This is a genomic window from Hyphomicrobium sp. GJ21, assembly GCF_001006785.1.
GTDB lineage: Bacteria > Pseudomonadota > Alphaproteobacteria > Rhizobiales > Hyphomicrobiaceae > Hyphomicrobium_B.
The window spans coordinates 615,069-639,381 of the sequence record NZ_CDHO01000001.1 but is presented as its reverse complement, the minus strand read 5'-3'; the positions used below and the strand labels follow the sequence as shown (position 1 = coordinate 639,381).

The following is a 24,313-nucleotide window of genomic DNA, read 5'->3' as shown; positions in this document are numbered from 1 at the left end:
GAGCCGAGAAGTTCTTCGACATCAAGTGCCGCAAGGCCGGCCTCGCGCCGTCGGCGGTCGTCATCGTCGCGACGGTGCGCGCGCTGAAGATGCACGGCGGCGTCGCCAAGGACAACTTGAAGAGCGAGAACGTCGAAGCCGTCATCAAGGGCTGCGAGAACCTCAAGCGCCACATCGAGAACGTCAACAAGTTCGGCGTTCCGGCCGTCGTCGCGGTCAATAAGTTCATCACCGACACCGACGCCGAGGTCGCCGAAATCCAGAAGGCGGCGGAAAGCATGGGCACGCGCGCGTTCTCGTGCACGCACTGGTCGGACGGCGGCAAGGGCACGGAAGACTTGGCGCATCACGTCGTCAAGGTCATCGACGAGGGCAAGGCGAAATTCAAGCCGCTCTACCCCTCCGAGATGAGCCTGCGCGACAAGGTGAAGACGATCGCGACGGAAATCTATCGTGCCGCCGACATCTCCTGCGACGCGAGCGTCGAGACGCAGTTCAAGGACTTCGAAGCGGCGGGCTTCGGACACTTCCCGGTCTGCATGGCGAAGACGCAGTATTCGTTCTCGACCGATCCGAACAAGCGCGGCGCGCCGACCGGCCACATCGTGCCGATCCGCGAACTGCGTCTCGCGGCCGGCGCCGAGTTCATCGTCGTCGTGACGGGCGAGATCATGACCATGCCCGGCCTGCCGAAGGTCCCCTCCGCCGACAACATCCGCCTCGACGACAAGGGCCTCATCCAGGGCCTGTTCTGATCGATATCGGTTCCACAATCGCCGGTCCGCCCTTGCCCAGCGCAGGGGCGGACAACCCATTTTAAGCAATCAAGTGAGCTCTGATGACCGCAACGATTATCGATGGAAAATCCGTAGCCGCAAAAGTGCGGTGGCAGTGCCGTGAGCGCACTGACGAACTCCAGGCTCGACACGGCGTGGTGCCCGGGCTCGCCGTCCTCATGGTCGGCGATGACCCCGCATCGGCCGTCTACGTCCGCAAAAAAATTCAGGCCTGCGCCGACGTCGGCATTCAATCACACAAGTTCTTGTTTTCTCGAGACGAGAAACAAAGCGTTGTGATCGATAAGATCCGCGAGCTGAGCGCCGATCCGAAAATTCACGGCATCCTCGTGCAGCTGCCGCTGCCCAAGCACTTCGATCTGCAGGAAGTCCTCGGCGCCATCGATCAGGAAAAAGACGTCGATGGCTTTCATCTCTATAACGTCGGCGGTCTTGTCGTCGGCGGCACCGTGTTCCCGCCCTGCACGCCTTATGGCGTCATGCTGATGCTCGACAACTCCGGCGTCGAGATCGCCGGACGCAATGCCGTCGTCGTCGGGGCAAGCAACATCGTCGGTAAGCCGATGGCGCTCATGCTGATGAACCGCGAAGCGACCGTTTCTGTCTGCCACGCCAAGACGCGCGACCTGGCGCAGTTCACCATCCTTGCCGACATCCTTATCGTCGCCGCCGGCTGCCCGAACCTCATCACTGGACCGATGGTGAAATCCGGCGCTGTCGTGATCGACGTCGGCATCAACCGCCTCCCCAACGGCCAGCTCGTCGGCGACTGCGATTTCGAAGCCGTGAGCCGCCGGGCATCGAAGATTACACCGGTGCCGGGTGGCGTCGGTCCGATGACCGTGACGATGCTCCTCGTGAACACAATAAGCTCTGCCGAACGCTCCTGCGCGGGCCGTCCCAACGCGATCCCGGGCGCCGTCGGCGCGGCGCTTATCGACTGAATAAAAATATGTTATCGGCGATAAAAATTAGTTCTTCTTGATAATCGATCGCATACACTAGCTTTCAGGTCCTAGTGGTTCCTCCCATTTTGACCCACGAGTCCAACTTGCCGGGGAATTTCTTCCCCGGCCATTTCTCCCTTTATTGTCGTGGGTTTGCATTTCTTGGCCGACGATAGACTCGTCTGATGTCGTCATCGTGCATTCGGCTTAGCAGCTAGCGAGGCGAGAATGACCGGCAGACGCTCCAATGCACGTGAATCCCTCTCCGCTCCCGTCGTCATCCTTCACGAAGCCGCCGCCCAATGCGGACATCTGGCGGCCCAGACACTCGACGCCGCCGAAACACAAAATCGGCTCGTCGAGGAAACGAACCAGCGCACCAGTAGCCTTGCCGAGTCCCTCAGGGCGGCGAACATGGGCTTGGAGACGTGCAGCGCGAACGCAACGAACATTCAGACTGAAACGCGCGATGCTCTCCGGAACATATCCGAGGCCCTCGATCGCGATTTCAGTGCGCTGACGGAAATCATTTCCAGGAAATCCGAGGATACGAAAAGGATTCTGGCAACGATCGTGGAGATCGGCCACCAGATCAAAATCCTTTCGATCAACGCGCGGATCGAGGCCGCTCGTGCAGGCGACGCGGGGCGCGGATTTGCCGTCGTTGCGAACGAAGTCGGCCGGCTCGCGGAAACGACGATGGACCACGCGAAGGAGGCCGAAGTTCTGCTGAACTTCGCCGACGTCGAAGCCCAGATCGATAAAGCCGCGCACGAGTTTCAGTCCGCGGTGACGTCGGTCCGGCAGTCGAGCGATGACTCGCTTGGACGCGTCTCGGCGACGATCAACGAGATGACGAGCAATCTTGCCGACGTTGCGGACAATAACAAAGTTATCGACGAACTTGTCGATATGCAGCGAACCGCCGGCAGCCGCCTTCGCGCACGCCTCGGCTGGGCGCTACAGGAACTGGACGACGTCGCGTCGGCAACGGCCAACGCCGAAGATGCCCACGAGCCACTGCTGGACGTGGCGCGACGATGGAAGCTCTCGCCCGCAACGGACCGCCTCGAACAAATAAAACGGCGTGGCGTGCTGCGCGTCGGCGTGGAACCGGGCTTCGTTGGATTGTCGTTCCGGCGCCGCCCGCGCGAGCCGCTGATGGGCCTCGACGTCGATTATGCCCGCGCCTATGCGCAATCGATCGGCGTAACGTGCGAGTTCGTCGAGTATCCGTGGGATGCGTTGACAGGTCTGCTGCACGTCGGCATCAAACAGGGCGAACCACCCGTCGATGTGATTTGGAGCGCGCTGCCGCCGAACGCGGCTTATCGCCAAGTTGCATATTCCGAGACGTACACGTACCTGCCGTTCGTCCTCGCACGCCGCGTCGGCGATATGCGAATTCGCAAGCTCGATGACCTCGACGGAAAAGTCCTCGGCATCATCAACGACCCCGGCGCGTTCGAAGTCCTCGATACATACGGCGTTCGCTGGTCCGCCAACAAGGACAAGCCCGGGCGAAAAATTTCGCTCGCCAATCTCGTCGCCTATTCCGATCAGGGCCGCATCCACGATTGCCTTGCCGAAGGAAAGGTCGACGGCTTCTGCGTGGATTTGCCGATCTACCACTGGGCTTGCTCCAATCCGGCGAGCCCATGGTTCGGAAAAATCGAAATCTTGCCGGGCAATCTCGCGAGCAAGCTCTACTATTATACCGTCGCAGTCGCGGCGAGCTCGGCGAGCGCGTCGCTTCTCAAAAGCGTCAACGCCTTCATCAGGAGCTTCCGCGCCAGTACACGCTGTAACCAAATCGAACAGCAATGGCAGGGCCGGGTGCACGACGGAACGCATTGCTATCGCGACGAACCGGGCAACCTTCTAGGCGAAGCCGAACTCAGCGCATGGATCGAGCAGAGCCAGCCCGGCTGATCGAACGACCAGCTGCGAGCCGAGCTTTCGCTGTCAGCATGGCCTGGAGCACCGGCCGCATTGTCGGTCACCCCAAAGTCGGCACCTTCGCCCACAGGTTGTTGCATCGAGATGGTTGCCCTTAAAGATAGAAATAGGGTATCTGCTTGCCCGCGCGGGGCCGTCGGAAGTGCGATCGCCCGATGCGGGCGGGGCAGGCATGACCAAAAAGAAAACGGCTTTGATCTCGGGGGTGACCGGCCAGGACGGAGCGTACCTTGCACGGCTGCTGCTCGATAAGGGCTACGTGGTGCATGGGATTAAACGGCGGTCGTCATCGTTCAACACGCAGCGCGTCGACGAAATCTATCAGGACCCGCACGAAGACGGCGTATCGTTCTTCATGCACTACGGAGACCTCACGGACGCGACCAACGTCATTCGGCTGGTGCAGGAAATTCAGCCTGACGAAATTTATAATCTGGCGGCGCAAAGCCACGTTCAGGTCAGCTTCGAGACGCCGGAATATACCGCCAACTCCGATGCCGTCGGCGTCTTGCGCTTTCTCGAAGCCATCAGAATTCTAAAACTCGAGAATTCCGTTCGCTTCTATCAGGCTTCGACGTCCGAGCTTTACGGCAAGGTACAGGAAACGCCGCAAAAGGAATCGACGCCGTTTTATCCGCGCTCGCCGTACGGCGTGGCGAAGCTTTACGCGTATTGGATCGCCGTCAATTATCGCGAAGCCTACGGAATGCACGCATCGAACGGCATTCTCTTCAATCACGAAAGCCCGATGCGCGGCGAAACGTTCGTCACGCGCAAAATTACGCGGGCCGTGGCAAGGATCGGCGCCGGACTGCAATCGACACTTTATCTCGGCAATCTGGATGCCAAGCGCGACTGGGGGCATGCCAAGGACTACGTCGAGGGCATGTGGAAAATCGTTCAGAGCGATCAGCCCGGCGATTACGTGCTCGCAACCGGCGAAACCCACGCGGTTCGCGACTTCGTTGAATTAGCATTCGCGGAAATCGGAAAAACCATCGACTGGGCCGGCGCGGGTGTTGACGAAGTCGGCACTGACACAAAAACCGGCGACGAACTGATCCGCATCGATCCAAGATACTTCCGCCCGACCGAGGTCGACGTTCTGCTTGGCGACCCAACGAAGGCGAGGAACGAACTCGGCTGGCACCACAAAACGACGTTTTCCGAACTCGTGAAGGAAATGGTTGCGGCCGACATTCAGCTTCTTGATCGTGAGAGCTGGCGCAACACGCTCGCCGAATGAGCTATAGCAAGGCCATGTCCTTCGATCTGAAAAACAAGCGCGTCTTCGTCTGCGGTCATCGCGGCATGGTTGGATCCGCGATCGTCCGTCAGCTTGCTCATCAGGATTGCACAATCCTGACGGTCGGTCGCGAGCGCCTCGACCTTCGCGAGCAGACCCAGGTCAGAGCCTGGTTCAACGCCGAAAAACCCGACGTCGTATTTCTCGCCGCCGCCAAAGTCGGAGGCATTCTGGCGAACGACAGCAAGCCCGCCGACTTCCTCTATGACAATCTCGCGATCGAGATGAACGTAATCGAAGCCGCTTTTCGAACGGGCGTCGAAAAGCTTCTGTATCTTGGATCGTCCTGCATCTATCCGAAGCTCGCGCCGCAGCCCATTCCTGAAAATGCGCTTCTGACCGGCAGCCTAGAGCCGACCAACGAAGCGTACGCGATCGCCAAAATCGCCGGGCTCAAATTGTGCCAGGCTTATCGCCGACAATACGGATCGGACTTCATCGCCGCGATGCCGACCAACTTGTATGGACCGGGCGATAGTTACGATCTCACATCCAGCCATGTCATCCCCGCTTTGCTCCGCAAGGCGCATGAAGCAAAACGAGCTGGCCATTCCGAAATCACGATCTGGGGAACCGGCACACCACGGCGCGAATTCCTGCACGTCGATGATGCCGCGAGCGCCCTCGTCCACCTGATGAAAGTCTACTCCGGAATGGAGCACGTCAACGTCGGGACCGGCGAAGACCTAACCATCATGGACGTCGCCAAGCTCATTTGCGACGTCGTCGGATTCACCGGAACAATCGCTACAGATCCGAACAAGCCCGACGGAACGCCACGAAAGTTGCTCGACGTCTCGAAATTGACAGCAACGGGCTGGTGGCCCCGCTACGGCTTGCGGGATGGGCTCGTCGACGCTTATCGGTGGTTCGCGGCAAACGAAACAACGTCCCGCCTCACCGTCTGATCCAACGAATAGCTTGCCCAACGTGACGAGCGTGGCTGCCGAGGCGCACCGCCATGCCGCAATGGCTCAGATTGACATGGGTCATGGTGCGCATACGGAGCAACGCCCAGCTATACAAATATTGACGGCAGCGCGTACCCCCCCTCGGAAGGGCCCCATCCGTAAAACGCCGATAAAGCCGGATTTCTCGTATCACGTTGTATCGTATAGCGATTTTTAATGCGTACGCCTCACAAACCGCCCTGATAGAGCACGCTCGATCGCTCATGGAGACTCCGCGCATGATTCCATCGTCTGAAGCGCCGGTCGATGGCGACGTCTGCAGGCCTTCGGAGTACTCCTTAAAAACAGCTGAGACCGAATCCCCGTTCGAACTTAGTGAGCTGTTCTTTTCGCGCACCGAGTCGCGCGGGCGCATTCAATCCGGAAACGCGGTTTTCCAACGCGTGAGCGAATACCCCTGGGCGGAGATGATGGACCGTCCGCACAACATCATCCGCCATCCCGATATGCCGCGAGCCGTCTTCTTCGTCTTGTGGGAGCAGATCCGCGCCGGGAATCCCGTCGGCGCCTACGTCAAGAACAGAGCCAAGAACGGCAATTACTATTGGGTATATGCGGTCGTAACCCCGATTGAGGGCGGCTACCTGTCGGTGCGCCTCAAACCGAGCAGCGACCTCTTCGCTGCCGCATCGACACTTTACAAGTCCGTCCGGCGAAGCGAGATCGCCAGCGCCATAAAGCCGGCCGATAGCGCGGCAGCGCTCGTGCATAGTTTGCGCGCCAGCGGTTTCCGCGACTACCCGGCCTTCATGACGGCTGCCCTAAGCCGCGAGATGCGCGAGCGGAATGCAGCAATGGGGCGACCGGCTTGGCGGCCGATAGATCTGTTCGATAATCTGGTGAGCGCGGCCGACACGTTGCTTGAGACGACGGATCGCATGCTCACGATGATATCGACATTCAATCACACGCCGACCAACCTGCGGATACAGGCCTTACGGTTGGGAGACAAAGGGCGCGCGATCGCCGAAATCTCCTCGAACTACGACCATATTTCCAAGGCGATCGTGAACAACCTCCAACACTTGGAAACGGCGTCAAAAGAAGTGTTTTCAGGTGTCAATGAAGGCCTGTTCCTCGCCTGCACTGCACGGCTGCAGGACGAAATGGCGAGCCTCTTTGATCAGGAAGTCTGCGATGACAGAGACGCGACGAGCGAGGAAGCAAAACGCCTTCGCCAGCAGACTGACGACTACAAAGCGCGCGCTGCTGCGAAGTTCGATCTGATCAAGTCGCGCATCGGACACTTCTTCGATCTGACCAGCGAAATGAAACGTCTTCTCTCCGGACTGATCGCCGTGCGCGTGATGGGCAAGGTTGAAAGCGTCGGTCTGAGTAACGGAATTTTTTCCGATCTGATCGCCGACCTCGAACAGGGCCAACAAACTTTGACCCGCGGCCTGGAAGACATTGCAAAGTTGAACGATCGCATTCGTGAGACCGTCGTCGAGCTGGACACGCTGACCTAGTCGCGCGGAATCGCCAAACACTCGCAAGAAATGCGCACACGCTTGCGATGATCTTATTTTGAAACGACGATTTCGAACGCCAACTCCCAGGGCGTGCGCTGTATGGCACGCGGAATTGTCACACCGGTGCCCAGACATTCCGGACAGAAATCATAGACACGCGAAATCAAGCTATGACACGGAGTGCGGCTGGTCGCGTGCTGCATCGTACCCCCGCGAAAAACGAACCCCCTGCCGCAGCACGTGCAGCATGTTGCGCCAGGTGTCTGAATATCGGACATGGGCAACCCCGATCGCTTTACGTCTCAGTGGGTCGTAATGATCCTGCCGTCATAAACCGATGAACCGCATATTAGATGACTGCTTTAACTCCGTCAGCCCGGCTAATGGTTCAAGAATGCCCGCGGTAACAAGTCGTTGAAGGCGATGAAGCTTGTCGCCGAAACGCCGGCAACTCTATGGCGACAGAGCTGCGAACCGTTGACCGATCGAGATGCAAACACCTGAATGGGCTGGTTGGTTCTCAAAGACCCGCCGGAAGTTTGGCTGCCATCATTTCCCGGCGGTCATACTTGCGCCCGTCGGTGACGAAAGTACCGTCGCCGACCGCGTGCAGCATGCGCGTCTCCTTTCGTTTGGTGTCGATATAGGCCGCGACGGCCTCGAGCACGACAATGTCATGCTTCGGCACGAAATCGATGACCTTGCATTCAATATTCGCGAGGCATTCCGCAAGCAGCGGCGCTTTGACGAATTTCCCGTCGACCGCCGTAAACCCGAACTTCGCGAACTTGTCGGTATCTTCTCCCGAGCATGTGCCAACGCCCACGACCCGATCGAGCAGGTCAACGGTGGGAATGGCGATCACACACTCTTTGGTCTTTCGCAGAGCAGCAAAAGAATAGTTCCAGCTGCCGGTCGTCAGCGCAAACTTGGGCGTAAAATCCATCACCATCGTCCAGGAGATGGTCATGATGTTGTTTTTACCGCGATCCCGCGTCGTGACGAGCACAACCGGGCCCGGCTCGATCAACGTGAAGGCCCGGCTCAACTTCATTTCCTCCATGCCAGACCTTCTCCCAGAACCTCCATAGTCATCTTCGCCATCTCAGCTGCCGCCAACCAATAAGGCTCCTTGCAACCGTTACGACAAAGGCCTCAATCGCGCCCGGGTTCCGCCTCGTCGAGTTTCTCCCGCCGTTGCCGCTTACCGACGAAGTCCTGCAATCGCCGACGGGCAGCGGCAAAAGCGTCGGAAATGACGACTTGGATATCCTCGTGTCTGCCGGTGTCCGTCGTGTTGTGGGTGATCGCGATATCTTCGGCACCCGGCACCGAGAGAAGCAGCCGAACGCTGTAATTGTCGCCTTTGTGATGGCGCCGCTGCTCGCGGGCGACGACAACGCGAGCCGCTGTCAGACGCCCACAGAACTGCTCGAGCTTCTCAAGCTGTTCGCGAACGCGATGCTCGATGGCACCGCTATGTTCGAGATGCTCGAAACTGATTTGGACTGGCGTCTGCATGTTTCACCTGCACTTGCTTCGCTTGATTAGCTAACATGCGAAATTGAAGAACAACGCCCGGCGCAAGCATTGACAAGTATCAATAAAATAAGCCGCGCTTGACACTGCCGTTACCCGCACTAGCGCGCGGAAGTTCCTCTCGCGATCGCTCGCATGACACGGGCTGCGATTTCCGAAGGCTCCCCGAGCGCGGCTATTTCGATCCAGCTCGTCGGCTCTCGCTGACGCATCGCCTGCAATCGCACGACTTCGGTTGTCGCGTCGGAAACGTCATTGCGCCTCGCATCGACACGCTCGAGAAGAACGTCCGTCGGCGCATCGAGCCAGATGCCGGTGAACGAAACGCCTTCTTTGCGCGCACAATCTGCGATGCGCACGCGGTCTTCCTCGCGATCAAACACCGCTTCCGCAACGACCGAATGCCCAGTCGCGACTATGGCTGCGGCTTCGCTCAACTGGGTTGCGTAGACTTTTTCCGATATTTCGCTGCGATAGGCCTCAGGCGGCAATCTGGTCTCGGCTGAAACTTGGAACATCCGCTTGCGAATGCGATCGCTCGCAAGCACGCGGGCGCCCGGTGCATTGCCGATGCGATCGGCGATCATCGCAGCGATTGTGGATTTTCCCGTTCCACTCAAACCACCAATTGCGAAGAGACGCGCGGACTGCGGCTCAAGCAAACTCCCTGCGAGTTCAAAATACCGTCTCGCCTGCGCCGCAACACCCTCATCGTTCAAGCCCTGGCCTTGGCATTGCGTCGCCAGAACGTGCGCGCGGATCGAAGCCCTGACCGCCATGAAGAACGGCAGCAGCGCAATGCCGTCGTCCTCATCCGCATGATCGAAGTATCGGTTGAAAACCAGGTTAGCTGCTGAGCTTTCACCGATATGCCAAAGATCCATCAGCAGAAAAGCCAAGTCATACAAGACGTCGATCGTCGCCATAGCATCGTTGAATTCAATACAATCGAAGAGCGTTGGCGTGTTGTCGACGAGGCAGATATTGCCGAGATGCAGGTCGCCGTGACAGCGCCGAACCTTTCCCGCCGCCCCACGACGATCGAGAAGTTCGCGATGGCGATCGAGCGTGGCGTCTAACGCGGAATTGAGCCCGACAACGTTCTCCCTTCGGAAAACATCTGTCGTCGCGAAGGCCGCAGCATTGAGCGCGAGCACATCGGCCATGATGGCGGCCCCGGAATTGCCTCGGCTGACTTCGGCCACGGCGTGAAAGCGCGCAATCGCGTTCGCAGTCTCGGTCAACAGCGAAGGCGTCAGCATGCGCCTCTTCGCCATCCGCTCAAATGACATGTTCTCGTCGAAACGCAGCATCTCGACCACAGCATCGAGAAGAGGACCATTCCCATCGAGCGCGAGAGAGCCATCCGGCTCGGCCGTGATGCGGCGAACACCGAGATAGATCGCCGGAGCGGTTCTTCGATTGAGTTCCACTTCCCGCTGACACGCGGCAAGACGAAGCTCCGCTGTCGAAAAGTCTACGTAAGGCAGCTTGACGGCGCGCTTCAGTTTGAACGCGCGCGGACCGATTAACAGAACAATAGAGATATGCGTCCTGATGATCGCAACATCCGACTCCACCGTGCCCTTCGGCCGCGTATTGCGCAGAAAATCGACGATAGCGGTCTGGTCATGATCGAGCACCATGCGCATCTGTTTCCTTCCATTCGCGGCGCGGAGCCAGCTCGAATTGAGGTATGGGCCGGCGAACAGCAACGCGTTCGACATGCGGATGCGATCTCCCGCACATCCAATCTCGTAAGCCAGCACGCTATAGCAACACCCGGCGCCAAGCGATGAGCACAGGATTCGCGCGGCGTTTGGAAGCGCGCCTCCTCGCAGATCCAGCCTCTTTGCCGCTGAGTCCTGTCGCGAATCCGTCAAGGGAGGCCTCTAGGCTGGTGTCCCCGAACAGACGTGTCAGGATAAGCCATGAGCGCCGACGAACGACGTGAATCGCCTTTTGCAGCCAGCATGCTGGAGCACGCCGACGCCCCGCCGCGCAACACGTCCGGCAACCCGACTATGGGCGAGATTATCAGCCGGCGCTTTTCGCGGCGTGAAATTCTGCTGGGTGCGCTCGCGGTATCGGCGATCTCGACGACGATCGGCGCGAAAGCATTGGCCGCCGCTGAAGCCACCCAAGCGGAGACCAGCCAGTCCGCGTTTCACTTCATTGAAGTCGAAGCCGGAGTCGACGCGCATCATCATGTCGCCGAAGGCTACGACGCCGATGTTCTCCTTCGCTGGGGCGACGCGCTTTTTCCGGACTCGCCAAGCTTCGACCCGGCGCAGCAAACGCCTGAAGCACAGGCCCGGCAGTTCGGCTACAACAACGATTTCGTCGGCTATCTGCCGATGCCCGACGCGGCCGATCCGTCATCGCACGGCGTGCTGTTCGTCAATCACGAATACACCAATCCGCATCTGATGTTTCCCGGCATCGTCGAGATCAAAGACGGCAAGCTCAGCATGCACGCCGCGACGCCCGAGCGCTTCAGCATCGAAGCGATGGCGCACGGCGCGACGATCGCAGAGATCCGAAAGATCGACGGCAAATGGGCTTTGATAAAAGACTCTCCCCTTAACCGGCGCGTCACATCCGCGACGGAAATCCATCTCTCCGGACCGGTGTCCGGTACGGATCGCGTCAAGACAAACGCTGATCCAAGCGGACACAAAGTCCTCGGCACACTCAACAATTGCTCCGGCGCGATGACGCCTTGGGGAACCTTCGTCTCGGGCGAAGAAAACATTCACGGCTACTTCTCCGGCGCGCTGCCGGAGGGCCACCGCGAAACGGCGAACTATCAGCGCCTCTCCATTCCATCGGCGCCTTATGCCTGGGGCCGCTTCGAAGATCGGTTCGATCTTTCCAAAGAGCCGAACGAGGCCAACCGTTTCGGCTGGGTCGTCGAAGTCGATCCGTTCGACCCACAGTCCGTTCCGAAAAAGCGCACCGCTCTCGGCCGTTTCAAACACGAAGGCGCGGATAACGTCGTTGCAAAAGACGGCCGCGTCGCGGTTTACCTCGGCGACGACGAGCGCTTCGATTACGTCTACAAGTTCGTTACCGCAGGCCGCTTCGATCCGACGAACCGCGCGGCGAACATGGAACTGCTCGACGCGGGCACGCTGCATGTCGCGAAATTCTCGGCCGACGGATCGGTTCTCTGGCTACCGCTTGTTTTCGGGCAAGGACCGCTCACCGAAGCTAACGGTTTCAGCAATCAGGCCGACATCCTGATCGAGACGCGCCGCGCGGCGGACCTTGTCGGCGCTACCAAAATGGATCGCCCCGAGGACATCACGCCCCACGCCGCGACCGGGCGCGTCTACATCATGCTGACCAACAACACGAAGCGAAAGCCGGAAGAGGTCGACGCCGCGAACCCGCGCGCCGAAAATGCCTTCGGGCATATCATCGAAATCATCGAAGATGGCGGCGACCACGCAGCAACGCACGGCCGCTGGGAAATTCTGCTCAAGTGCGGAGATCCGTCCGTCGCGGCGGTCGGAGCGACATTCTCCACCGAGACGAGCAAAAATGGTTGGTTCGGTATGCCGGACAACGCAGTCGTCGATTCCGCAGGACGGTTGTGGGTCGCAACCGATGGCAACGATGCCAAGGCGACCGGCCGCGCCGACGGACTTTGGGCCGTCGACACCGACGGACCATCACGCGCCACGTCGAAGCTCTTCTTCCGCGTGCCGCACGGCGCCGAAATGTGCGGCCCTTGCTTCACACCCGACGACACGACGGCGTTCGTCGCCGTTCAGCATCCCGCTGATGACGGACCGGATTGGCCTGAGTTCGGCCGCTATTCGTATTACGAAGATCTTTCGACGCGCTGGCCGGACTTCAAACCCGACATGCCGGCGCGTCCGTCCGTCGTCGCCATCACGCGCAAGGGCGGCGGCAAGATCGGAACATGATGGGAAGCCGCGCCGACAACGCCAGGCCGATGCCTGAGCGACAACGACGCTTTGCTAGGTGGCCGAAGCTTTCAAGCGATCGACGCCGCGCTCCCAGTTCAGCGCCTGGAGCACGATCTCATCGAGATTGTCATGCTGAGGCGTCCATCCGAGCGCGTCGCGAACCTTGGACGATGCCGCAACGATCGCCGCCGGATCGCCGGCCCGGCGCGGCGACAGCACGACTTTGAAATCGTTCCCCGAGGCGCGCTTCACCGCCGCGATGACCTCGTGCACCGAATACCCCTTCGAATATCCGCAATTAAAAATCTCCGACGCCCCGCCGCTGCGCAGATATTTCAGTGCCGCCCGATGAGCGGCCGCCAGATCATTCACCTGAATGTAGTCGCGAACGCACGTTCCATCGGACGTCGGGTAATCGGTCCCGAAGACTTCCATCTGGCCGCGCTTGCCGACCGCAGTCTCGCACGCGACCTTGATCAGATGCGTCGCTTTCGGCGTCGACTGTCCCGAGCGGCCTTTGTAATCGGCGCCCGCGACGTTGAAATAGCGCAGCGCGACGAAGCGAAAATCGTGCGCACGCGACGTATCCGCGAGCATGATTTCTGTCATCAGCTTCGACGATCCGTAAGGCGACATCGGCGACAGCGCCGCCGTTTCCGTGACAGGATTTTCCTTGGGATTGCCATAGACGGCGGCCGTCGACGAGAAGATGAAATTTTTGACGCCGCATTCCACGGCCGTCGCAATCAGCCCGCGCGACTTGACCGTATTGTTCAGATAGTAGCCGAGCGGATCGGCAACGGACTCAGGCACGACGATCGATCCCGCGAAGTGGATGATTGCGTTCACATCATGGTCGCGGATTGTTTGCCGAACGACGTCGGTGTCTGCAATATCCGCCACGACGAGGTCTGCACCCGGCGCGACGGCCCAGCGATAGCCCGTCGACAGGTTGTCGATGACGACAACGTTCTCGCCGGCATCCAGAAGTTCGAGAACCATATGGCTGCCGATGTATCCGGCGCCGCCCGTGACCAAGACGCTCATGACGTTGCAACAACCTTCCGAAGCATTTCAAAATATAATCGCACAAGAAAAAGCGCCCCCGTTGGGAAACGGAAGCGCTTTAAATCATCGTCGGCATGCAGCCGGAGCTTGCTGCCGGACGGCCATCAGTAGTCGAAGCGGACCATGCCACCACCGTAGAGGCCTTCGCCACCGCTACGGGATTCGCCGCTGTCGTTGACGAACTGATTGCCGATATTGAACGTCAAGCGCATCGGAATTTTCGGCGTCACGTTATAGCGCAAGGTCGTGAACGCACCGACGCGCGTTGCCACGTCGCCGTCGTCATCAAGAACCGAGGCTTCCGGTCCGAAGATGACGCTTTCAGCACCGAACATCTTCTGGAAGTTATAACCGAGCCGGCCCTGTGCCCAATACGAATTGAACGCCATCGAATAGCTGGTTTCGAACGAACCGTAGAACCGATCGTCGCTGGTGTCGTCGGTTTCGAGTTCGAAGGCAACCTTCAGGCCGGAGTCCGTGCCGCGAACGTCGTTGTTCAGATCATCCGGCGACAGGTGCACGTCGCGCACTTCGTAACCGATATAGGCGGTCGCGCTCCATCTGTCCCGCACCCACTGATAACCGAGCATCACGTCGAGAGAGCGGTCTCTGGCATCGATCTTGGTGCCGGCGGGCGCCGATGCACCCGGATCAGGCGTGAACACGCCGCCCGTCGCCCGATAATCGTAGTCGGCGATGATGCCTTCCGAGCGCAGAACAAAGCCGTCGGTGTAGAAGCCGCCGTTCAGCTTGGCGAGCGCACCGGTATAGAAAGCCCAGGCGTGGTTCGCACCCTCGACGCCCGCGTAGCTGATGTACTTGGGACCTTGCGTATCATCGATTTCACTGCCCGGGTTCAGAACCTCCGAACGGCCGAGCTTGTAGACCAGCGATGCGCGTGCCGTCAGAAGCGACGGAACTTCCGAGTCAACGTAGTCCGCATCTTCAAAATTTCCTGAGTTCGTCACGCGTCCCGCGAAGTCCGAGTACCGCACTTCGCCACGCAGGAAGAAGTTGTCGGTCAGCCGCGATTCAACGCCGCCGCCAACGAAGTAGCCCCCGAACGTGCGCGAGCCCCGGCCACGCAGCGTCGTTCCCGGAGACGTAGGCGGATCGATGTCCCACCAGCCATCATTGTCGAAATGCGCTTGCGTATAGCCTGCGGTGGCAAAGATCAGCGTGCGGCTGTTGAGGAGGAAGCCGGCACGTGCGCCGATCGCCCAGGCGCGGTCGATCTCCAGCGCGTTATGCTCATCGCGGTTGCCGCGCGTGATATCCGAAAGATCGATATCGCCGAAGATACCGACAACGAACCGGTCGCCGATCTGTCGGTCCGCACCGTAAAGCAGCGAGACCAATCCACCGTCCGCGTGCTCGGTGCGTGATGAAGATGAATCGGGGTCGCCACTATTGTCGCGATAGTTATTCTTCGAGCGGTTGTGACCGTAGCCCCAGCCCGCACCGAAGTAGACTCCCGACCAGGTCGGCTGCTCGATAACCGGCGCCGTATCCTTCAAGGAGCCGAAAGGACCATCTGCGTACGCAGTGCCTGCCATGGAGCACAGCAGCGCTGCAGCCGATAGGGATCCCAAAACGAGTTTCATGTACCCACTCCGAAAGGGCGTTGACACCCTGCACAACTGCGCCGGCTGGAAGGCAGCGCTCCTTGTGCGTCTCAATTCAAAATTGAGTCAGAGTGATTCGCCTGAAGGTGTCGAGGCGAAGGGCGCGTCAAGCCCGAAAAGCTCGACGCGCAATGGCACGCATGTCACAGTTTTTCGGCTATTGCGGTCACGCCGCAGGCTGTAGCGATCCCGCGCTGTCTTTCACACGCCGCCGCTCAGGTTTTAACTGTATATTCATATCCAATTCTGGGGATATCGGCTTGACAGCTTCGGCCGTACGCGGCTTCACCAGCGCCACAGGCTCGCACGGCGTTCCATGCCACCGGCTTGCCTCGGGCAGCATCTCACCTTTCATGAGAACCGATAGAGGTCCGAGGTTCGAGCGATCTCGCATTTCGGTTCCGTAGAGAACGACCGCCATGTTGCCGACGCTGCAACCGTCACCGATTTTGACGACGTCAGCCTTGAACACCCGATCCTCAAACAGATGCGTCTGAATGGTCGAGCCGATATTCAGGCAGGCACGGTCGCCAATCTCGACGAGGTCGAACTCCGAAAACAGCGTCGTGCCGAGGTAGCACCATTTCCCGACCTTGCAGCCCATCAAGCGCAGATACGCGGCGAGAAACGGCGTGCCGAGCAACGGTGCCATCGCAGGCGCGGCGACGGTTTCATAAACGCCATTGACCAGCTCGTTATTCCAGATGAAACGCGACCAGAGCGGCTTCGTCACCGGAGCATTGCGGCCAATGAATACCGCTTTCACAAGCGCCGACAACCGCATCGACACGAACGCCAACGCCGACGCCAGCAGCGGCACGAAGAGGACGAGCAGCCACGTCGGCATCATCGCGCGGTGTGCGAGCACAATCAGCGTGGCGAACGTCACCATTTCGAGCGCAAAAATTGTTCCCGGCAGCAGAACCCGCGCCGTGTCCGTCAGCGTGCGGGCGACCAGCGCTCCACGTGTCGGCGCAAAGATTTCCTTGTCGTCGAACGACGTCTCCTGCTGAGTCTGCGGCAGGGCAAATCCGGGAGCGCCGAACCATTTCGTGTCGTCCGGAACATCTCTGACCTGCGCTGGCGGAGTCGACGCCGCGCCGATCAAGGCATTGCTGCCGATCGTATGTCCGCCGGCAACGACCGCGCTGTTACCGATAAAGCTGCGCGCGCCGATGCTCACTTTGCCAACTTCAACCGTACCGCCATTGATGCGTTGGCCGCCGACGAGGCAGGCATCCGCGAGAAAGCTTTTCTCGCCAACTTCCAAGAGATTGGGCGTGATGTGCGAAACCGTCGAAACCTCAGATCCTGCACCGATCTTCGCCCCGAGCGCGCGCAGCAGCGACGGGCAGTAGATCGTCCCATAGATCGGCTGCAAAATCGTTTTGGTGTTCTCGAGCAGGTAGCTGACAAACCAATGCTTGAGATACGCTCCGCTGTAGATCGACATGCTTCCGGCTTCGAGCGGCGGCAGCAGGCGCACCAGCAGAACCGCGCAGCCGACATACGTCAGAATGCCGACCGGCACGGCGGCGAACGCACCGATTGCGCCGCCCATCGGGCCCGCAAGCCAGAGACCGCCAAGGATCAACGCCATCGACGGCGCAAGCGTCAGGAGCAGAAAATAGCCCATCGCATAGATAGATGCGAGGTGGAGGAGACCGAACAGGAACCGCGCACCTCTGCGCGAGTCTGCTTGCCGCGACGGCACATCGACATCGGCGGGCCGTGCCGGCGAACCGCGACGGCCTTCGCCGTCCTTCATCACCGTTCCATCGCTGAGCGCGGACATATCGTCGAGCCGCGCGCCGTTCCCCATTCTCGTGCCAAGCCCGAGATTGCAATGCATGCCGATAAAGCAGTTCGCTCCGATTTCCACGGGCGCAATGACGAGATGCCCGTCCTCGACGCGATATCCCAAAATCTGCGTTTCAAGCCCGACACTCGAGCCGTCGCCGATCGTTACCGCATCGAACGCACCGCAAATCGCCGTCGAAAGCGTGACGTTGCGACCGATCTTGGCGCCCATCGCGCGCCAGTAAAGACTCATCAGCGGCGTGCCGGAAAACATGTCCGCCCAGCCGAGGGGCTGGAAGCACTGCACCAGCCACCAACGGAAATAATAGAAGCTCCAAAGCGGATACCGCCCAGGCTTCACGCGCCCAATGACCAGCCATTTGAGCGCGACGGTGAACAGTAACGCGCACGGCCAAATTCCGAAGCCGACCGCAGTCATGATCGCCGCAGCCTGAGGCCACGCAATTTCGCCGTCGATTACCGACGTCGCAATCACGGCGACAAACGCCAGCGGCGCAGCGACGATGCCGTAATAGACAAAAATGCTCACGGCCTGCAGCGTCGCAACCGTCCAGCGCATCAGCACGCCGGACTGCTTGTCTGGCTTCACCTGAACGGCCGCGTCATCGGAACTCGCCGCCCCGCCGAAACCGCGCGCTTCAAGAGCACGCGCGAGTTGCCTTACCGTGCGGTGATCATAAAAATCGCGCACGGAAATCGGCGCGTCCGGCACGGCGGCCCTGACAACACTGACGGCCTGCGAGGCGAGCAGCGAATGCCCGCCGAGGTCGAGAAAGAAATCTGCCGTCACCGAGACCTCGGAAAGCTGAAACGCCGTGGCCCAAGATGCTGCAAGTCGCTTCTCGAGATCGCTTTCCGGCAAAACGATTTCACTCGGCCCGTTCAGCAGCGTCTGAGGCTTGGGCAAGCTCTTGCGATCGACCTTGCCGCTCGACATCATCGGCAGTTCTTCGATCACATCGAGATATTGCGGCACCATGTAGGGTGGAAGTCGATTGCGAAGATTTTCTCCGATCGCCTGCCGGTCGAGATCGACCACCTGTTCGTTGACGACGATGTACGCAGCAAGCTGCTTCATCTCGCCGATCTCGGTCACGGCGACCGCCGCTGCCTTGATCGCCGGATTTTCGATGAGGACGGATTCGATTTCTGACAGCTCGATACGAAAACCGCGAATTTTGACCTGATCGTCGAGACGACCGAGGAAATACAGCGCTCCATCGTCTCCGAGACGCACGTGATCGAACGTTCTGTAAAGCCGGTCTTTCCTTTCCGGCTCGAACGGGTTGGCGATAAAGCGCTGCGAGGTGAGTGCCTCGGAGTTCATGTAGCCGCGGCCGACACCGGCCCCACCGATGAACAGTTCACCGCATTCTCCCGGCGCCACCGGCTGCAAGTTTTCATCGAGGACGTAGGTTGAGTATCCCGGAAGTGCCTTGCCGATGGAAACGGGTTCGCCGCTGATGCATTCCGACCAGGTTGCAACGACCGTCGCTTCCGTTGGCCCATACGTATTGAGCATGCGCCGGCCCGGCCGGGCCCAACGCGTCACCAATTCGTTGGAGCAAGCTTCACCGCCGAGCACGAGCGTCGTCACCGTATCGAGATCCCGGTCGATCATCGCCAGCATCGTCGGAACGGTGGAAAAATAAGTCACGTTATTCGTGTTGAGGAACTCGGCAACATCGGCCGGCGAACGCTGAATCTCTTCGGTCGGAACGACCAGCGTGCCGCCACGCGAGAATGCAGCCCAGATCTCCTCGACCGAAGCGTCGAACGCCGTCGAGAAACCTTGATAGACGCGGTCGTGATCGGTGACACGATAAACGGTCTTGAGCGACTTCACGAACGCCAAAGCGTTGCGGTGTTCGATCATCACGCCTTTCGGCCGCCCGGTCGAACCCGACGTGTAAATGATGTAGCTCAGCGCGGCGGGCGTAAGCGCCTGCTCGAAATCGATCACGGGAACGACCGGCTGAACCAGAATGTCATCATGCGCCGTATCGAGACGCAGCAAAGGCGCATCGAGTTCGCCCTCGAAACCGTCAGCAAGGGTGCCTTCCGACACCATGAACTTCAGCTGCGCGTCGTCGGCGATGGCGCGAATGCGGTCCATCGGCCATTTCGGGTCAATCGGAACGTAAGCCGCACCGGCCTTGAGAATGCCGAGCATGGCGGCGTAAAGCCTGGGCGACTTCTTCAGGCAGAGCCCGATCAGAGAACCGACGCCAACACCCATCTGAGTCAGAAAGTGAGCGATCTGGTTCGCGTCGCAATCGAGCTCTTCATAAGTAAGGATCTGACCGGCGAACTCCACGGCCGGGTGATCGGGTCGCAGCAGCGCCTGCTGTTCGAAATGATGATGAAGAAGACGTGGCTCGCGAGGCCTCTCATCCTGCCAAAGCTGGAAATCGATCTCTTGAATAGCCACGGGCATCCTCACTCAAACAGCGGCTCAATGGAGCCCGCATCGAAGTGAAAGAACCCGACGCGAGCGCTACGGAGTAGCGACGCCCCTGACTGTTGACGATCCAAGTCCTGAAAACGGGTTGCAGAAACCAGTCGTGAGAACTTCCCGAAAGAAGGCGATCGTCACCAAGATCGAAGGCGACATCCGCGATCTCAGCAATTCCGGTGCCAAGCATCTTCACGTAGGCTTCCTTGAGTGTCCAAAGCCGGGAAACGGCATCCGCACGCTTGCCCCCCGTAAGCTTTGCAAGGGCCTTGAGTTCACGCTTCGACATGACTTCGCCGAGCCAATCGTCGGCGTAATCGAACGACGCGTCAGCGATATCGACCCCCACATCGCCGACGGTAGAAACCACAATGACGGACATAAATGACGTATGCGAACAGTTGAATTTAAGGTTGTTTTCGCCGTTCACGAGGATCGGCTGACCGTTCTCCGTGCGTGCGAAGCACCACGCATCCGGTGTCACCTTTCCGCCAACACTGTCCGACAGCGCTTGACGCAAAGCAGCCCGAACAACGAGCGACCGCTTGCGCGTTTCCAAATGCCGGATCGCCGCGAATTCGGCGAAGTCCGCTTTAGTTAAAAACGCCTTGTCGTCTTCCGGATTGGCATTGGGATTGTGTTCGACGTACCAAATCCGCACACCTGGAACGGCCTCTTGTCCCTCAATCGGCGCGCGTCGATCATCCCTCGACGTTGCTTCTGATGACGCGACGCCGTCGCCGAAAAGCGATCCAATTCGACTAAAAATCGCGGCAAAAGCCGATTTCTTGGAGATGATTTCGCCGCAATACACAGAAGAGCCTCGATACCAGGATGGGGCCGACTGCGATCTGCTTTAAAAAGGCGTGCCAATTAACCGGTCGGCAACCTTTGCAATTGAATCGAATTGCGTGCGCGCGATTAAAAGTGAAAATATCGTTTACGATTGACCGTTGATGCTCTGGCCAAATTTGATCGAGCGCATATGTGAAAGACCGTGTGCGCTTCGCCGTCATCATGCAGTTTGATGCGACGATCGCGTGCCAGACGGGACCCGCGTGACGAAATCCAAACAAAATCGAGGCGTGCAATTTGCATTAGCGACGATCGCCGTCTTCGGCGTCGGCGCGTTCTTGGCGTTGAATCCGAATGCGGCGCAATCGGAACCCGAGGTAATCGACACGGCTGACATGAAAAAAGGCTACGGGATTAAGGAAACAGGTCTGAAACCCGTCTATCCGTCGAACTTCAAGTGCTCTCCAATTACGTCGCTCTACGCAAGCTGGATCGATATCGATGGATCGCGCCGGGACGAGATTCACTCCGGCATCGACGCAGGAAAATTCGGAGAATGGATTCTCGCCCCAGCATCCGGAACGGTTCGCGCCGTATGGGAAGCCAATTGGCAGTGGGGTTCGGAAGGCGCTCTTCTTTTGAAACACGATCGCCGCGACGTGAATTTGCCGAACGGCTCGAAATACTACTACTCGGAGTTCGATCACCTGAACTTCGACGAAATCAAGCACTTGAAGGTCGGACAGAAGATTGAACGCGGACAAAAGCTTGCGCGCGTCAGTCGTCCGGGCGAGCAGTCATCTTATCTTCCCGAAGTCCATTGGGAGGTCTGGGAAGTCGGTAGCGATGATCTCGTTTGGCGCAAAAACCGTTACGACGCCCCAGAATGGTGGAACGAAACCGCCCAGCTGATCGACCCCCTTTATATGCTTGGCATCAATGATCCGCCCAAGGATGGCACAAGCGTTCGCATCACGCCGTTCGAGGCGGGCCGCGACTTCAAACGATATCGGGGCTTCACCTACATTTTGGCTTGCCGACCGAAATAAGCGCAGCCTTAACGCTCGTGCGAAGCGTTGGCATCGCTCTTGCTTTAATCCGTCGAGTTCTCGGTTTTGAGCAGGAGCCACCCATGCGCAGCAACGTAAATAGATCGCGCAGCCGCAACGCCGCATTTTCGATTTTGGCAGCCGCGCTGATGACAGGCGCCATGTCGTTACCGGTGGCGGCGCAAAGTCCGCAGGCGACAACCGATGCCGATAACGGCACCGTCTGGTGGAACGAACTCGTCGCCTCCGATCCCGACCGCAGCCGCGACTTCTATCAAACGGTTGCCGGATGGACGCCGAAGATCGTCGCGGCCGACGACAACACACGCGCGCCTGCGCCGGGCGAACCAGCTTACACACTGTTTTCCGCTGGCTCGACGGAAGCCGCGGGCATGACGAAATATGAGGGCAAGGACGCGAGCGATCCGAAGCCGGGCTGGCTCATGTATATTCAGGTCGCCGATGTCGACACGGCAGTTGGCGAAGCGCTGAAAAAGGGCGGCAAGATTTTGCGCGCGCCTGCGGATGCAACAAAGATTGGACGCATCGCAATCGTGCAGGATCCCGACGGCAATGCCTTCGGACTCTTTTCTCCGGTTAAAACGACAGCGCCGACGCAATAATCGCTTCGAGCGATCGCCGACCGTCCTCGCGACAAGCCTACGGCGCGGAGCAGCAGAGTTTGCCTCCGCGTCGAAGTTCAATTCTTTGCAAATTCGACCGCGATAATCGGTGCGTCTATTTCCAGGCCGCCAGAAGTTGCCTGTTCTTCTCATTCGTGCGGTTCTCGACCTCGAGAGCGTTTGCCACCATCCGGAAGTGCCGCATCAGCTCGTCGCCAAGCTCGCGATCGTAATTCAGTCGCTCGATTGCCGTTTGCATGCACTCCAGCCAGGAGTCGCGCTCGGCAGGACCGACCTCGACGTGGCGATGCATTTCCCGCACGTCCGAATGACCGTGTTTCTCGATGTAGAGCTTCGGCCCGCCGAAGAATCCAGACAGAAAATTGAACTGCTCCTCGCGCGAATTCGCGATGCCCATGCCGCGAAGATGGAGAATGCTGAGGAGTTTGCCCTGCGGCTCGAATTCGATGATGTCGTAGAACGTCTCAACGAGCTTTCGCAAACCCGGCGCCCCACCGATGCGCTGATAAATGTTAGCTTGCGCCATGGCCTTCTCCTTCCAATTCCATCCCAACATATCGGATAGCGATATAAATACGCGTGCGACACGACTCTTGTTGTTTTTGCCAAGCTATCCTTGGGTTGCTTTTGGACGACCCTCGTCGCGACGCATTGACGGCCGTCAAAGATTTACGCCGGCGGCAAATTTGATGGCTCAGAAAAGCCGCCGGCGCTTTGGATGAAAGTGGCTAGAGGCAATTGCCCCTAGCCAAGTTTGCGCACATGCCGAATGACAGGGTTTATGCGCGTTCCGATTGAGGATGGGTTCGCAGGCGCATAGGATCGTAAAACGGCATGCGCACCACAGTACCCGTGTAATTCTTATCGTCGTGCAACGTCAGCTCGGTCCCAAGTTTCGTGAATTCCGGCTTGATCTGCGCCATGACCAGCGACTTCATCAGGTGCTGGCTGAACGTCGAGCTGCAGACGACGCCGACTTGCTCGCCATTCGCCGTGATCTTCGAACCCGGTTCGATCGCTTTTCCTGCTTCGACTTCGACGCCCGCGATGAACGAACGCTCTTTGCCTTTCTTGGCGGCAAGCGCATCTTTGCCGACGAAGGCCGGCTTCGACAAGTCGATGGTCCAGTCGGCGCGCACTTCCCAAGGCGTCGTATCCTCGTTCGTCATATCGAACGGGAAAAACAACAGTCCGCCTTCCACCCGGATGATATCGAGGCACGACCACGAAGCGGGAACGATGCCAGCATCCTTGCCAGCTTTCAGAATCGAGTCCCAGAGGAACGGCGCGTCCGCGGCCGAGCAGAACACCTCATAGCCGCGCTCTGCGGAATATCCGCCGCGCGCGAGCGAAACCGGCTTTCCGAACAGCGTCGTCTTCTGATGACGGAAGTAGCCGAGCCCGGCCAGGTCCATCGGCGTATGCGGTGCCAACGTTTCGAGTGCAAGCGGGCCTTGAAGCGATAGGATGTGGACGTCGTTATCGCGCTCCACCTTGACGTTAAAACCGCCCTTGGCGGCTTCCGCCGCTTCCTCGAAGCTGCCGCCGCCGTGCGAGACACGGAACTGGTCCGGGCCATCGACATAGACCAGCACGTCGTCGATCAGTCCGCCGTTGGCATTGACGATGTTGCTAATGTGGGAATCGCCGGCCTTGGTTTTCGAAATATCGGTCGTCAGAAGGTGATTGAGAAACGCCTGCGCGTCCGGTCCGCTGACATTGACCAATCTCAGTCCCGACACGTCGAACAGACCCGCGCGATTGCGGACAGCCTCCGTTTCGTCATAGGGATTCGTGGAATAATTCTGCGGGATCGGCATGTCGTTCCAGGCAGTCGAAAGATCCGAGCCCAGTGCCCTGTGGCGATCGTTAAGAGCCGATTGGCGCGAAAAAGACATTAGCTTTCCTCTTGCAATTTACGTTCAGG

18 protein-coding genes are annotated in these 24,313 nt (G+C 59.1%); 9 read left to right on the top strand and 9 right to left on the bottom strand.

Annotated elements, in window-relative coordinates; translation table 11 throughout:
* The 6 genes from HYPGJ_RS03000 to HYPGJ_RS02975 form a co-directional block, all read left to right on the top strand.
* The coding region (locus tag HYPGJ_RS03000; RefSeq protein WP_046845753.1) for a formate--tetrahydrofolate ligase at positions 1 to 755 on the top strand (755 nt) is incomplete at its 5' end.
* A gap of 83 nt (positions 756 to 838) precedes the next feature.
* Positions 839 to 1,741 (top strand): bifunctional methylenetetrahydrofolate dehydrogenase/methenyltetrahydrofolate cyclohydrolase FolD, encoded by a 903-nt coding sequence (folD, locus tag HYPGJ_RS02995; protein WP_046845752.1) that lies wholly within the window; start codon positions 839 to 841, stop codon positions 1,739 to 1,741.
* A 231-nt stretch (positions 1,742 to 1,972) separates the two neighbouring features.
* Positions 1,973 to 3,676, top strand: a complete 1,704-nt coding sequence (locus HYPGJ_RS02990) for a methyl-accepting chemotaxis protein (protein ID WP_052750774.1) — start codon at positions 1,973 to 1,975, stop codon at positions 3,674 to 3,676.
* Between the two features lie 199 nt (positions 3,677 to 3,875).
* Positions 3,876 to 4,949: a GDP-mannose 4,6-dehydratase gene (gene gmd / locus HYPGJ_RS02985; protein ID WP_046845751.1), complete on the top strand. Its 1,074-nt coding sequence runs from the start codon at positions 3,876 to 3,878 to the stop codon at positions 4,947 to 4,949.
* Positions 4,946 to 5,917, top strand: coding sequence for a GDP-L-fucose synthase (locus HYPGJ_RS02980; protein ID WP_046845750.1), 972 nt, complete (start codon positions 4,946 to 4,948; stop codon positions 5,915 to 5,917). Before gmd ends, HYPGJ_RS02980 begins: the two co-directional genes overlap by 4 nt.
* A gap of 281 nt (positions 5,918 to 6,198) precedes the next feature.
* The gene (locus tag HYPGJ_RS02975) at positions 6,199 to 7,449 is read left to right on the top strand and encodes a PAS domain-containing protein (protein ID WP_159108278.1); all 1,251 of its coding nucleotides are present in this window, start codon (positions 6,199 to 6,201) and stop codon (positions 7,447 to 7,449) included.
* Positions 7,450 to 7,972: 523 nt separating this feature from the next.
* Here HYPGJ_RS02975 and HYPGJ_RS02970 read toward each other — a convergent pair.
* From HYPGJ_RS02970 to HYPGJ_RS02960, 3 genes are all read right to left on the bottom strand, one after another.
* Entirely contained in the window at positions 7,973 to 8,515 is a 543-nt protein-coding gene (locus HYPGJ_RS02970; protein WP_046845748.1) for a flavin reductase family protein, read from the bottom strand.
* A gap of 92 nt (positions 8,516 to 8,607) precedes the next feature.
* Positions 8,608 to 8,973, bottom strand: a complete 366-nt coding sequence (locus HYPGJ_RS18625) for an HPF/RaiA family ribosome-associated protein (protein ID WP_083984001.1) — start codon at positions 8,971 to 8,973, stop codon at positions 8,608 to 8,610.
* A gap of 119 nt (positions 8,974 to 9,092) precedes the next feature.
* Entirely contained in the window at positions 9,093 to 10,718 is a 1,626-nt protein-coding gene (locus tag HYPGJ_RS02960; protein WP_244465987.1) for a bifunctional aminoglycoside phosphotransferase/ATP-binding protein, read from the bottom strand.
* A gap of 204 nt (positions 10,719 to 10,922) precedes the next feature.
* On the opposite strand from HYPGJ_RS02960, the gene HYPGJ_RS02955 reads away from it, so the two are divergent.
* Positions 10,923 to 12,926 (top strand): PhoX family phosphatase, encoded by a 2,004-nt coding sequence (locus tag HYPGJ_RS02955; protein ID WP_046845746.1) that lies wholly within the window; start codon positions 10,923 to 10,925, stop codon positions 12,924 to 12,926.
* A gap of 54 nt (positions 12,927 to 12,980) precedes the next feature.
* Here the strand turns inward: HYPGJ_RS02955 and galE are convergent, their stop codons facing one another.
* The 4 genes from galE to HYPGJ_RS18920 all read right to left on the bottom strand — a co-directional run bounded on the left by galE (position 12,981) and on the right by HYPGJ_RS18920 (position 20,559).
* Positions 12,981 to 13,976, bottom strand: coding sequence for a UDP-glucose 4-epimerase GalE (galE, locus tag HYPGJ_RS02950; protein ID WP_046845745.1), 996 nt, complete (start codon positions 13,974 to 13,976; stop codon positions 12,981 to 12,983).
* A 125-nt stretch (positions 13,977 to 14,101) separates the two neighbouring features.
* Positions 14,102 to 15,601 carry a cellulose biosynthesis protein BcsS gene (gene bcsS / locus HYPGJ_RS02945; protein WP_046845744.1) on the bottom strand — a complete coding sequence of 500 codons (1,500 nt, stop codon included), beginning with the start codon at positions 15,599 to 15,601 and terminating at the stop codon, positions 14,102 to 14,104.
* A 187-nt stretch (positions 15,602 to 15,788) separates the two neighbouring features.
* Positions 15,789 to 19,880 carry a Pls/PosA family non-ribosomal peptide synthetase gene (locus tag HYPGJ_RS02940; protein ID WP_244465986.1) on the bottom strand — a complete coding sequence of 1,364 codons (4,092 nt, stop codon included), beginning with the start codon at positions 19,878 to 19,880 and terminating at the stop codon, positions 15,789 to 15,791.
* A complete protein-coding gene (locus HYPGJ_RS18920; RefSeq protein WP_143440476.1) occupies positions 19,834 to 20,559 on the bottom strand; it encodes a 4'-phosphopantetheinyl transferase superfamily protein in 726 nt (241 codons plus the stop codon). Before HYPGJ_RS18920 ends, HYPGJ_RS02940 begins: the two co-directional genes overlap by 47 nt.
* A 424-nt stretch (positions 20,560 to 20,983) precedes the next feature.
* On the opposite strand from HYPGJ_RS18920, the gene HYPGJ_RS02930 reads away from it, so the two are divergent.
* On the top strand, positions 20,984 to 21,742 hold the full coding sequence (locus HYPGJ_RS02930) for a M23 family metallopeptidase (protein ID WP_244465985.1): 759 nt from the start codon (positions 20,984 to 20,986) through the stop codon (positions 21,740 to 21,742).
* An 83-nt stretch (positions 21,743 to 21,825) separates the two neighbouring features.
* Positions 21,826 to 22,365: a VOC family protein gene (locus HYPGJ_RS02925; protein ID WP_052750772.1), complete on the top strand. Its 540-nt coding sequence runs from the start codon at positions 21,826 to 21,828 to the stop codon at positions 22,363 to 22,365.
* A gap of 115 nt (positions 22,366 to 22,480) precedes the next feature.
* Here HYPGJ_RS02925 and HYPGJ_RS02920 read toward each other — a convergent pair whose 3' ends face one another.
* The gene (locus HYPGJ_RS02920) at positions 22,481 to 22,912 is read right to left on the bottom strand and encodes a group II truncated hemoglobin (protein WP_052750780.1); all 432 of its coding nucleotides are present in this window, start codon (positions 22,910 to 22,912) and stop codon (positions 22,481 to 22,483) included.
* 253 nt (positions 22,913 to 23,165) lie between these two features.
* Positions 23,166 to 24,284: an aminomethyltransferase family protein gene (locus HYPGJ_RS02915; RefSeq protein WP_046845741.1), complete on the bottom strand. Its 1,119-nt coding sequence runs from the start codon at positions 24,282 to 24,284 to the stop codon at positions 23,166 to 23,168.
* Positions 24,285 to 24,313: the final 29 nt, after the last annotated feature.